We start from the raw sequence: 11,698 nt of genomic DNA on the forward strand, positions 1-11,698 counted from the left end.
GCGGCGGGGCCGGTGCGGGGCCGGCGGCCCCGGTGCGGGGCGCCCCGCACCGCCCGGACGGCGCCCGGGGGCTCAGTCCTGCCCGTAGCGGGGGTCGACCGACTCGGGGGAGAGGCCGAGCAGCTCCGCCACCTGCTCCACCACGACCTCGTGGACCAGCAGCGCCCGCTCGTCGCGGCTCTTGGAGCGGATCTCGACGGGCCGCCGGTAGACGACGACCCGGGCGGGCCCGTCCTTCGCCGCGGGGGCCGAACCGCCCAGCGGCACCGACTCGCCCGGCACCGAGGGCGGCACGTCGAGCACCAGGAACTCCACGTCCGCCAGTTGCGGCCAGCGCCGCTCCAGGCGCTCCACGGAGTCCAGGACCAGGTCCCGGAAGCTGTCGGCCCGGCTCGTGGACAACGGGACCTGCGGCGGCGCGACCGGGCCTCGCATCCCGCGGCCGTGGCGGTCGCGGCGGCGCACCCGGGGTTCGCCCGCCCCCGGGCGCGCGTCCGCGGGGCGGGACTCCGCCGGACGGGACTCGCCCGGGTGAGAATCCGCCGATTGCGGCTCGGCCGGGCGGGAGGAGGGGCGCGGCGGCACAGGACTGTCCATCACTGACGCAGCGTAACTCTCCTCGGTGCTCACGGACCGTGGAGGACCCCGCCCCGTCCGTGTCCGCCCGCGGTCCCGTGCGGTGGACCGTCCGCCCGAGCTGTCCTTTGTTGAGCGTTCCGGCCAAGCACGGGCTCGATCCGATGGATGTCCGCGATCGGCCATCTGGCGGTCCTTGACCGGATTGTTTCCGAAGGATGTCCGAATCGGCTCCGGTCCCCGCCTGCGGCCCCGTTCTCCCCCGCAGGTCAGGAGGGACGCCCGATGATCGGTCGTGTCGGACCTCACAACGCGACACGGTGGAGTGACCTGAGGGAGAGTCGTCGCGGCCCGCTCAAGAGTGCGGTACCGTCCAACGTCGTGAGCCCTGTACGTCGCTGTTCGCGCACCGCGTGCGGCCGCCCTGCCGTCGCGACACTGACGTACGTCTATGCCGACTCGACTGCGGTCCTCGGCCCGCTCGCCACCTATGCCGAGCCCCACTGCTACGACCTGTGTGCCGAACACAGCGAGCGTCTGACCGCCCCGCGCGGCTGGGACGTCGTGCGGCTCACCGACGGGTCGGCCCCGACCCGCCCGAGCGGCGACGACCTCGAAGCCCTCGCCAACGCCGTACGCGAGGCGGCCCGCCCCCAGGAGCGGGCGGCCGAGGCGGGCGGCAAGGGCGGCCGCGGTGGCGACCCGATGGAGATCGGCCGCCGCGGGCACCTGCGCGTCCTGCGCTCCCCCGACTCCTGACCGGACTCCCGGAACCTCCTTTTCACGCCGGTACCGACCCCTCGGTCTGCGGTCCACGGACCGTGCCCGGGTAGTTTGGGCGCTCCGTACACGCGCCGCATACGCGTGCCGAGAACTCAGAAGGGTTGTTCCGTGGCTGCTGATCTGTCGCAGATCGTGAAGGCGTACGACGTCCGCGGGGTGGTGCCGGATCAGTGGGACGAGACGCTCGCGGAGCTCTTCGGCGCCGCGTTCGTCCGGGTGACGGACGCGGACGCGATCGTCATCGGTCACGACATGCGCCCCTCGTCGCCCGGCCTGTCGTCCGCCTTCGCGCGCGGCGCGGCCCGCCTCGGCGCGGACGTCACCCTGATCGGGCTCTGCTCGACGGACCAGCTGTACTTCGCGTCCGGGCAGCTGAACCTGCCGGGCGCCATGTTCACCGCCTCGCACAACCCCGCCCAGTACAACGGCATCAAGATGTGCCGGGCCGGCGCGGCCCCCGTCGGCCAGGACTCCGGCCTCGCCGACATCCGCGCCCTCGTCGAGCAGTGGTCGGAGCAGGGCGCGCCCGAGGCCGCCGCCACCGCCGGCACGGTCACCGAGCGCGACACCCTCGACGACTACGCCGCCCACCTCAAGGGGCTCGTCGACCTCACCGCGATCCGCCCGCTCAAGGTCGTCGTGGACGCCGGCAACGGCATGGGCGGCCACACCGTCCCCACCGTCTTCGCGGGTCTCCCGCTGGACCTGGTGCCGATGTACTTCGAGCTGGACGGCACCTTCCCGAACCACGAGGCCAACCCGCTCGACCCGAAGAACATCGTCGACCTCCAGGCCCGCGTCCGCGCCGAGGGCGCCGACCTCGGCCTCGCCTTCGACGGAGACGCCGACCGCTGCTTCGTCGTCGACGAGCGCGGCGAGCCGGTCTCCCCGTCCGCGATCACGGCCCTCGTCGCCGCCCGCGAGCTGGCGAAGACCCCCGGCGGCACGGTCATCCACAACCTGATCACCTCCTGGTCCGTCCCGGAGGTCGTGCGCGAGAACGGCGGCACCCCCGTCCGCACCCGCGTCGGCCACTCCTTCATCAAGGAGGAGATGGCGAAGACGGGCGCGATCTTCGGCGGCGAGCACTCGGCGCACTACTACTTCAAGGACTTCTGGAACGCCGACACGGGCATGCTGGCCGCGCTGCACGTCCTCGCCGCCCTCGGCGGGCAGGACGGCACGCTGTCGGCGCTGACCGCCGCGTACGACCGCTACAGCAGCTCCGGCGAGATCAACTCCACCGTCGCCGACCAGGCCGCCAGCGCCGCGAAGGTGAAGGCCGCGTACGCCTCCCGCGACGACGTCACCCTCGACGAGCTCGACGGCCTGACGGTGACGGCCGAGGACTGGTGGTTCAACCTCCGCGCCTCCAACACCGAGCCGCTGCTCCGGCTGAACATCGAGGCCCGCGACGAGGCCACCATGGCCAAGCTCCGCGACGAGGTCCTGGCCCTGGTCCGCGCGACCGACTGACGCCGCTCTCCCGCCGGGGAACGGGCCGGGCGCCGAGCCGCGCGGCCCGCCCCCCGGCGGTAGGCTGACCTGGCCCAAAGGGCAGCACCACCACCGTTTGTTCGAAGGGACCACCTCATGCCGCTCGAAGCCGGCCTCCTGGAGATCCTCGCCTGCCCGGCCTGCCACGCGCCGCTGGACGACCGCACGGCGGACGAGACCCCCGAGCTCGTCTGCACCGGCGACGACTGCGGCCTGGCCTACCCGGTCCGCGACGGCATCCCGGTCCTCCTCGTCGACGAGGCCCGCCGCCCGGCCCAGTAGCCGCCGGCGGCGGGTGTCACCGCGCCCGTACGGGGCCCGCCGGGCGGACCCCGTACCGCCGCGAACCCCGTACCCCCGCGACCCGCACACCGAGGTCCGGCACGGGGCCGACCGCACCCGACGGACCTCCCGCCCGGCCACTGGCCGTGGCCCCCGCGACACACCGGCCCGGCCGCGGTCCCGCGGCCGCACCACGCTCCATCCGGCACCACCCAGCTCCGCAGCTTCGCAACCGGCCCGTACGCCCCGCACCCTGCCCCGCCCCGGAGGCCCCATGCTGGACGAGACCCTCCTCGACGCACCGGAAGCCCTCGCCCTCGCCGACCGCCGCGGCCTCCTGCGCGGCGCCGCCGAAGCGGGCGCACGGGTACGGACCGCCGCCCGACACGCCGCGGAGGCGGGCATCGCCGACCTCCGGCCCGAAGGACGGCCCCGCGCCGTCCTCGTCGCGGGCCCCGGCACCGCGGCCGCCGGTGTCGCCGACCTGGTCGGCGCCCTCGCCGGCGCCTCGGCCCCCGTCATCCGCCTCCAGCCCACCGGCGTCGCCCCCGTGGCCGGCGCCCTGCGCTGGGCGCTCCCCGGCTGGGCGGGCTCCGTCGACCTGCTCCTGATGCCCACCACCGACGGCTCCGAGCCCGGCCTCGCCCTGCTCGCCGAGCAGGCGTACCGCCGCGGCATCACCGTCGTCGCCGTCGCCCCGCAGAGCTCGCCCCTCACCGAGGCCGTCAACGGCTCCCACGGCATGTTCGTCCCGATGGCCACCGCACCGTACGAGAGCCCCGACGAGTACACCGAGGTCCTCGCCGTCGGCCCCGGCGCCCTGTGGGCCCTGTTCACCCCGCTGCTCGCGCTGCTCGACCAGGTCGGCCTCCTCGAAGCACCGCCCGAGGTCCTGGAGAAGGTCGCCGACCGCCTCGACCGCACGGCCGAGCGCTGCGGCCCGGCCATCGCCACCTACAGCAACCCCGCCAAGACGCTCGCCGCCGAGCTCGCCGACTCGCTGCCGCTGATCTGGACCGAGGGCGACGCCGCCGCCCCCGCGGGCCGCCGCTTCGCCGCCGTCCTGGCCGAACTCGCCGGCCTGCCCGCCCTCGCGGCCGAACTGCCCGAGGCCCTGCCCGCCCACGGCGTCCTCCTCGCCGGCGACTACGCGGCCGGCGCCGACCCCGACGACTTCTTCCGCGACCGCGTCGAGGAACCCCAGGCCCTGCGCGCCCGCGTCGTCCTGATCCGGGACCGGCCCACCGGCGGCCTCACCGCCGCCCCCGCCGCCCGCGAACTCGCCCTCAGCCACGACACCGCCATCAGCGAACTCGAACCGGAGGAGGGCACCGAGCTGGAGGCGCTCGCCGAACTCCTCGCCGTCACCGACTTCGCCGCCGTCTACCTCTCCCTGGCGTCGGCCGGCATCGCGCCGCCCGCCTGACGCCCGCACCGCCTTACGCGCACGAGAAAAGCTGGAAGGCTCCATGGACCGCCTCGTCAACACCGTCCGCCCCTACGCCTGGGGCTCCACGACGGCCATCCCGGCACTGCTCGGCATCGCCCCCACCGGCGAGCCGCAGGCCGAGATGTGGATGGGCGCCCATCCCGGAGCCCCCTCCGGCACCGGGCGCGGGCCCCTCAACGAGCTCATCGACGCCGACCCCGTACGCGAACTGGGCGCACCCGCCGTCGAGAAGTTCGGCCCCCGCCTGCCCTTCCTCCTCAAGCTGCTCGCCGCCGGATCGCCGCTCTCGCTCCAGGTCCACCCCGACCTCGCCCAGGCACAGGCCGGCTTCGCCGCCGAGGAGGCGGCCGGCATCCCGATCGACGCCCCCCAGCGCAACTACAAGGACCCCCACCACAAGCCCGAGCTGATCTGCGCCCTCACCCCCTTCCACGGCATGTGCGGCTTCCGGCCCCCGACCGAGGCCGCCGACGCCCTCGCAGCGCTCGGCGTCGACTCCCTCAAGCCGTACGTCGACCTGCTGCACGCCCACCCCGAAGAGGCCGCGCTGCGCGAGGTGCTGACCGCGCTGCTGTCCGCCGACCGCGAGGAACTGGCCCCCACGGTCACCGAGGCCGCGACCGCCGCCGCCCGGCTCGGCGGCGCCCACGCCCCGTACGCCGTACTCGCACACCACTTCCCGAACGACCCCGGCGTCCTCGCCGCGATGCTGCTCAACCACGTCCGGCTCCAGCCCGGCGAAGCCCTCTACCTCGGGGCCGGCGTACCGCACGCCTACATCGACGGACTCGGCATCGAGATCATGGCCAACTCGGACAACGTGCTGCGCTGCGGCCTCACGCCCAAGCACATCGACGTGCCCGAACTCCTCGCGGTCACCCGCTTCGAACCGGGCGAGCCCGCCGTCCTGCGCCCCGAGGCGTCGCCGTCCGGCGAGGAGCTCTACGAGATCCCCATCGACGAGTTCCGGCTCTCCCGCTTCGTCCGGGCCGAGGGCGCCGCCCCCACCGACGTCACCGCCCGCACACCGCAGATCCTGCTGGCCGTCGCGGGCCGCCCCCGCGCCGGCGACGAGACCCTCGCCCCCGGCGAGTCCGTGTTCGTGCCGGCCGGTGAAGAGGTCGCGCTGTCCGGACCGGGGACGGTCTTCAGAGCCACCGTCGCGGCCTGATGCAAGAATGTGCGGCCGGATCACCGGACCGGGTCACACGATCCGATCGCGGGACGGGACCGGACCGCACCACGGCACAGCCGGAGCATCGACGAAGGGAAGTCGTACACCCATGAGCGCGTCAGGCGGAACCAGGGCGATCGTGGCGGCACTCGCCGCCAACCTCGCGATCGCGGTAGCCAAGTTCGTGGCGTTCCTCTTCAGCGGTTCGTCCTCGATGCTCGCCGAGAGCGTCCACTCCCTGGCCGACTCCGGCAACCAGGGCCTGCTCCTGCTCGGCGGCAAGAAGGCCAAGCGCGAGGCCACCCCCCAGCACCCCTTCGGCTACGGCCGCGAGCGCTACATCTACGCCTTCCTCGTCTCGATCGTCCTGTTCTCCGTCGGTGGCATGTTCGCCATCTACGAGGGCTACGAGAAGATCAAGCACCCGCACCCGATCGAGGCCTGGTACTGGCCGGTGGGGGTCCTCGTCTTCGCGATCATCGCCGAGTCGTTCTCCTTCCGCACGGCCATCAAGGAGTCCAACGAGATCCGCGGCGGCCTGTCCTGGACGGAGTTCGTCCGCCGGGCCAAGGCCCCCGAACTCCCCGTCGTCCTGCTGGAGGACCTCGGCGCGCTCGTCGGCCTCGTCCTCGCCCTCGGCGGCGTGGGCCTGGCGCTCGCCACCGGGGACGGCGTCTGGGACGGCATCGGCACCCTGTGCATCGGTGTCCTCCTCATCCTCATCGCCCTCGTCCTCGCGGCCGAGACCAAGTCGCTGCTCCTCGGCGAGTCCGCCGGCGTGGACCAGGTGAAGCAGATCGAGGCCGCGGTCGTCGACGGCCGGACGGTGACCCGCATCATCCACATGCGCACCCTCCACCTCGGCCCCGAGGAACTCCTGGTCGCCGCGAAGATCGCCGTCGAGCACGACGACACGGCCGCCGAGGTCGCCCGCGCCATCGACGCGGCCGAGGCGCGCATCCGTGCCGCCGTCCCGATCGCCCGCGTCATCTACCTGGAGCCGGACGTCTACGACGAGAAGGCCGCCGCGGCCGGCCCCGACCCCGCCGCCACCCCCGGCGGCGAGGGCCCCGACACCGGCCACTGACCTCGTCGCCCACGGCGTCCCCCAGGCCCCCGGACCTCCTGGTCCGGGGGCCTTCCGGTGCCCGCGACGAGCCCGCGACGGCACCTTCCGGGCCGCTGTCGAGGCCGGAACCGGCCGAATCCCGGCCCCGGGCGGACTGTGGGTCGCTCGGCCGATCGGTGTAGATTCGAGAACAGCCAGACGTCGCTGCTGATGGCGGTCGGGCGGCCCACGGGGCCGACCGAGGGAGAGAGGGCCTCCGACGACTGCACCCCGGGAACACCGGGCATTCGTATGCCCGCACGTCCCCGAGCTGCGGTGTCAGGCGCTTCAACCGAACCCTCGCAACCGATCCACGAGGAGCAGCCCAGTCATGACGACTGTCGCCAACCAGCAGGACTTCAAGGTCGCCGATCTGTCCCTGGCGGCCTTCGGCCGCAAGGAGATCACCCTCGCCGAGCACGAGATGCCCGGTCTGATGTCGATCCGCCGCGAGTACGCCGAGCAGCAGCCGCTCGCCGGCGCCCGCATCACCGGCTCGCTGCACATGACCGTGCAGACCGCCGTCCTGATCGAGACCCTGGTGGCCCTCGGCGCCGAAGTCCGCTGGGCCTCCTGCAACATCTTCTCCACCCAGGACCACGCCGCCGCGGCCATCGCCGTCGGCCCGAACGGCACCCCCGAGGCGCCGGCCGGCGTCCCGGTCTTCGCCTGGAAGGGCGAGACCCTGGAGGAGTACTGGTGGTGCACGGAGCAGGCCCTGACCTGGCCGAACACCCCCACCGGCGGCCCGAACATGATCCTGGACGACGGTGGTGACGCCACCCTCCTCGTCCACAAGGGCGTCGAGTTCGAGAAGGCCGGCGAGGCCCCGGACCCGTCCACGGCGGACTCCGAGGAGTACGGCTACATCCTCACCCTGCTGAACCGCACGCTGTCCGAGTCCCCCCAGAAGTGGACCCAGCTCGCGTCCGAGATCCGCGGCGTGACGGAGGAGACCACCACCGGTGTCCACCGCCTCTACGAGATGATGACCGAGGGCACCCTGCTCTTCCCGGCCATCAACGTCAACGACGCCGTCACCAAGTCGAAGTTCGACAACAAGTACGGCTGCCGCCACTCCCTCATCGACGGCATCAACCGCGCCACCGACGTCCTCATCGGCGGCAAGACCGCCGTGGTCTTCGGCTACGGCGACGTCGGCAAGGGCTGTGCCGAGTCGCTCCGCGGCCAGGGCGCCCGCGTCATCGTCACCGAGATCGACCCGATCTGCGCCCTGCAGGCGGCGATGGACGGCTACCAGGTCGCGACCCTCGAGGACGTCGTCGAGACGGCCGACATCTTCATCACGACCACCGGCAACAAGGACATCATCATGGCCGCCGACATGGCCAAGATGAAGCACCAGGCCATCGTCGGAAACATCGGCCACTTCGACAACGAGATCGACATGGCTGGCCTGGCCAAGATCGACGGCATCGTCAAGGACGAGGTCAAGCCCCAGGTCCACACCTGGAAGTTCCCCGACGGCAAGGTCCTGATCGTCCTCTCCGAGGGCCGTCTGCTGAACCTGGGCAACGCCACGGGCCACCCGTCCTTCGTGATGTCGAACTCCTTCGCGGACCAGACCCTGGCCCAGATCGAGCTCTTCACGAAGCCGGAGGAGTACCCGACCGACGTCTACGTGCTCCCGAAGCACCTCGACGAGAAGGTCGCCCGCCTCCACCTCGACGCGCTGGGCGTGAAGCTCACGACCCTCCGCCCCGAGCAGGCCTCGTACATCGGCGTCAAGGTCGAGGGCCCGTACAAGCCGGACCACTACCGCTACTGATGCCACGGCCGACGGAGCGCGTGCACTGACACGCGCCCGTCCCCGGCACCCGTAGAGGAATCAGGCAGGCCCCCGCACCCCCGTGCCGGGGGCCTGCCTCGTCCCCAGGGGCCGCCTCACGCGGCCCCACCCCCCAGGAAGCACACCGAGGACCCATGCCCCGCGGCCGCTATTCGCTCCACGACCCGCACGATCACACCCCCCTCGGTGAAGAGCACTTCCACTGCGCGCCCGGCCCCTCCGGCTGGCGGTACGTCTCGCAGACCACCACCCCCACGGGCGACCACGCCGGCTCCGTCGACCTGGCCGTCGACGAACTCGGCCGCCCCATCCGCCTCGAACTGCACGCCGCGAGCTGGCAGGTCCGCGGCGCGGCCCTCGACGGCGTCACCTGGGTCCGTACGGACCCCACCGGAACCCACGCCACCGAAGGCAATGTGCGCGCCCACGCCTTCACCGGCACGTCCCCGGCGTTCCTCGTCGCGCTCACGCGACTCCTGCGTCTCACCCCCGCTTCCCCCGCGACCCGCGTCCGGCTCGTCGCCTTCACGGATCCGGTGCTCGCCCCCCTCACGGTCGACCAGTCCTGGTCGCTGGTGAAGAGTGAAGCGCACACCACTGACAACGGCCCGCTGACCGTGGACGAGTACCGGGTGGACAGCCTGGACACCGGGGAGCGGCACACGGTGCACATCGCCGGGGACGTGGTCCTCTCCGCCCCCGGCATCGAACTCGAGGACCTGGAGTCCCCGCCGTCCGTCTTCCCCGAGGTCTCGTCCGAGGGCTTCGACCAGGACCACTCCGAGGAGTTCCCGGAGCCCGGCCCCTCCGAGGACTAGGGCCTGTCGTCAGGGGCCGAGAAGATCGCCCGGACAGGACCTAGGCGGGCGGGGCGAAGCCCGTCGCGGGAGCCGCCGGTCCGTCCTCGGACGCCGGCCCGGCGACCGGAGTCCCGGCCGGATCCCCGGCCGGAGCGGCCGGCACCGCCCCCGGTGCGACGTCGCGCGGCCCGGGCGCCGTGAACCCCGAGCCTCCACCACCGGGCACCACCCCGGTTCCGGCCGCATCCTTGCCACCAGGACCCACCGACGCCGCCGCGGCCCCCGGTCCCACGACTCCCGCGGCCCCGGGCAGTGCCCCGGCCGGCCGTCCCGACACACCCACCGGTCCCGTCGCCGCGAAGGCGCGCCGGGCGTCGCGCGCCTGGCGCTCGCCGACGACACCCGCCAGATACCCCGCCGCGGGAACCCCCGGCGGCGGAGGCGTCCCGGTCCGCGCCACCAACTCGTCCGCCAGCCGCTCCGCGAGCCGTTGCCCGACGGCCGGGTCCAGCTGCCGCATCCGCGTCAGGTACTGCCGGATCTCCAGCCACAGCGAGTCCGGCACCGCCGAGAGGTCCAGCTCCGTGAACCGCCCCACCAACCACGGCGGAGGCGGCGGAACGGCCGCGGTCCGCCCAGCCGGCAACCGCTCGCGCACGACCAGCGTCCCGGCGAAGACGTCCCCGACCCGACGCCCGCGCGCCGACACGAGCGAGGCGATGCAGGCGACGGTGCCGAACGTCATCAGGATCTCCACGACCCCCATCGCGCCGCGCACCAGCGCGTGCCGGAACCGGATCGGGCCGCCGTCGTCCCGCACCACCCGCAGTCCGCAGGCCAGCTTGCCGAGCGACCGCCCGTGCGACAGGGTCTCCACCGCGATCGGCGCCCCCACCAGGACCAGCAGGAAGCAGGCGATGGAGACGGCCGTCCGCGCGGCCTCGTCCAGCGAGGCCGTCGCGACCGTGAGACCGACACCGATCAGCAGATACGCGGCCCACACCACGACGAGATCCAGGAGCAGCGCCAGCGCCCGACTCGGCAACCGTGCCGGCTGCAAGCCCAGTACGACGGCGTCCCCCGTCACCACCCCGCTCACGGTGCCCACCCTTCTCCGGCCTTCCCGACCCCTCGGTACGACAGTCTGCCAAGCTGACCCGCAGCGCGCCGCAGTAGTACGGACCCGTACGCACCAGTGCCTGGAGCAGCAGCCGAATCATGGACCTCGATGTCTACGTGACCGCCCACCGCGCCGAGTGGGACCGCCTCGACCACCTCCTGCGGCGGGGCGGCAGGCTCACCGGCGCCGAGGCCGACGAGCTCGTCGCCCTGTACCAGCGCACGGCGACCCACCTCTCGCTCATCCAGTCCAGTGCTCCGGACCCGATGCTCACCGCCCGGCTCACCCAGCTCGTCGCCCGCGCCCGCGCCACGGTCACCGGCACCCGACGTTCCTCGTGGCGCGACGCGGCGGCCTTCCTGACCGCCGGCTTCCCGGCCGCCGTCTATCGCTCCCGCCACTGGTGGGTCCCCACGGCGGTCCTCTCCACCCTGGTCGCCGTGCTCATCGGCTGGTGGATCGGCACCCACCCGGAGGTGCAGGCGGCGATCGGCGCCCCCGCGGACCTGCGCGAGATGACCCGGCCGGGCGGTCGGTACGAGACCTACTACTCCAGCCACCCTGCGGCCTCCTTCGCCGCGCAGGTCTGGACGAACAACGCCCAGGCCGCCGCCATGTGCCTGGTGCTGGGCGCGTTCCTCGGGCTCCCGGTGATCGGGATCCTCTTCGTGAACATGCTGAACCTCGGTGTCGGCATCGGCCTGATGACCTCGGCCGGCCGCCTCGACGTCTTCCTGGGCCTGATCCTTCCGCACGGCCTGCTGGAGCTGACCGCCGTCTTCGTCGCCGCCGGCACCGGACTGCGTCTCGGCTGGACCCTGATCGACCCCGGCCCCACGACCCGCCGTGCGGCACTCGCCGAGCGGGGCCGCGCCGCGGTCGGCATGGCCATCGGCCTGGCCCTGGTCCTCTTCCTGTCCGGCCTGATCGAAGGCTTCGTCACCCCGTCCGGTCTCCCGACCTGGGGGCGCATCGGCATCGGCGTGGCCGCTGAACTGGCATTCCTCGCCTATGTCTGGATCCTGGGAGGCCGCGCCGCCCGGGCCGGCGACACGGGCGACGTCGAGGAGGGCGACCGCAGCGCGGAGCTGCCCATCG

General features: G+C 73.2%; 11 protein-coding genes (1 of these 11 only partly in view). 9 read left to right on the top strand and 2 right to left on the bottom strand.

Annotation, left to right across the window (positions count from 1 at the left end; all coding sequences use genetic code 11):
- Nucleotides 1-72: 72 nt before the first annotated feature.
- The gene (locus ACE1OA_RS21060) at nt 73-597 is read right to left on the bottom strand and encodes a metallopeptidase family protein (RefSeq protein WP_384874831.1); all 525 of its coding nucleotides are present in this window, start codon (nt 595-597) and stop codon (nt 73-75) included.
- A 264-nt stretch (nt 598-861) separates the two neighbouring features.
- On the opposite strand from ACE1OA_RS21060, the gene ACE1OA_RS21065 reads away from it, so the two are divergent.
- From ACE1OA_RS21065 to ACE1OA_RS21100, 8 genes are all read left to right on the top strand, one after another.
- Complete coding sequence (locus ACE1OA_RS21065; RefSeq protein ID WP_356780275.1) at nt 862-1,335, top strand: DUF3499 domain-containing protein; 474 nt, start codon at nt 862-864, stop codon at nt 1,333-1,335.
- 132 nt (nt 1,336-1,467) lie between these two features.
- On the top strand, nt 1,468-2,835 hold the full coding sequence (locus ACE1OA_RS21070; RefSeq protein WP_356609389.1) for a phosphomannomutase/phosphoglucomutase: 1,368 nt from the start codon (nt 1,468-1,470) through the stop codon (nt 2,833-2,835).
- A gap of 117 nt (nt 2,836-2,952) precedes the next feature.
- Nucleotides 2,953-3,138, top strand: a complete 186-nt coding sequence (locus ACE1OA_RS21075) for a Trm112 family protein (protein WP_356780279.1) — start codon at nt 2,953-2,955, stop codon at nt 3,136-3,138.
- A gap of 274 nt (nt 3,139-3,412) precedes the next feature.
- Nucleotides 3,413-4,564, top strand: coding sequence for an SIS domain-containing protein (locus ACE1OA_RS21080; protein WP_356780281.1), 1,152 nt, complete (start codon nt 3,413-3,415; stop codon nt 4,562-4,564).
- A gap of 43 nt (nt 4,565-4,607) precedes the next feature.
- Nucleotides 4,608-5,759, top strand: a complete 1,152-nt coding sequence (gene manA / locus ACE1OA_RS21085; protein ID WP_356609383.1) for a mannose-6-phosphate isomerase, class I — start codon at nt 4,608-4,610, stop codon at nt 5,757-5,759.
- A 112-nt stretch (nt 5,760-5,871) separates the two neighbouring features.
- Nucleotides 5,872-6,849, top strand: a complete 978-nt coding sequence (locus ACE1OA_RS21090) for a cation diffusion facilitator family transporter (protein ID WP_356609381.1) — start codon at nt 5,872-5,874, stop codon at nt 6,847-6,849.
- A 352-nt stretch (nt 6,850-7,201) separates the two neighbouring features.
- A complete protein-coding gene (ahcY, locus tag ACE1OA_RS21095) occupies nt 7,202-8,659 on the top strand; it encodes an adenosylhomocysteinase (RefSeq protein WP_356609379.1) in 1,458 nt (485 codons plus the stop codon).
- 155 nt (nt 8,660-8,814) lie between these two features.
- Complete coding sequence (locus tag ACE1OA_RS21100; protein WP_356780286.1) at nt 8,815-9,498, top strand: hypothetical protein; 684 nt, start codon at nt 8,815-8,817, stop codon at nt 9,496-9,498.
- Nucleotides 9,499-9,538: 40 nt separating this feature from the next.
- Here ACE1OA_RS21100 and ACE1OA_RS21105 read toward each other — a convergent pair whose 3' ends face one another.
- The gene (locus tag ACE1OA_RS21105) at nt 9,539-10,579 is read right to left on the bottom strand and encodes an RDD family protein (RefSeq protein WP_386543907.1); all 1,041 of its coding nucleotides are present in this window, start codon (nt 10,577-10,579) and stop codon (nt 9,539-9,541) included.
- A 119-nt stretch (nt 10,580-10,698) separates the two neighbouring features.
- Between ACE1OA_RS21105 and ACE1OA_RS21110 the strand changes: the two genes are divergently transcribed.
- Nucleotides 10,699-11,698, top strand: partial view of a stage II sporulation protein M gene (locus ACE1OA_RS21110; RefSeq protein WP_384874843.1) — the 5' portion only. It continues 8 nt past the right edge of the window; only the first 1,000 of its 1,008 coding nucleotides appear in the window; the start codon lies at nt 10,699-10,701; the stop codon falls past the right edge of the window.

The organism is Streptomyces sp. JL2001 (genome assembly GCF_050917515.1).
Taxonomy (GTDB): domain Bacteria; phylum Actinomycetota; class Actinomycetes; order Streptomycetales; family Streptomycetaceae; genus Streptomyces.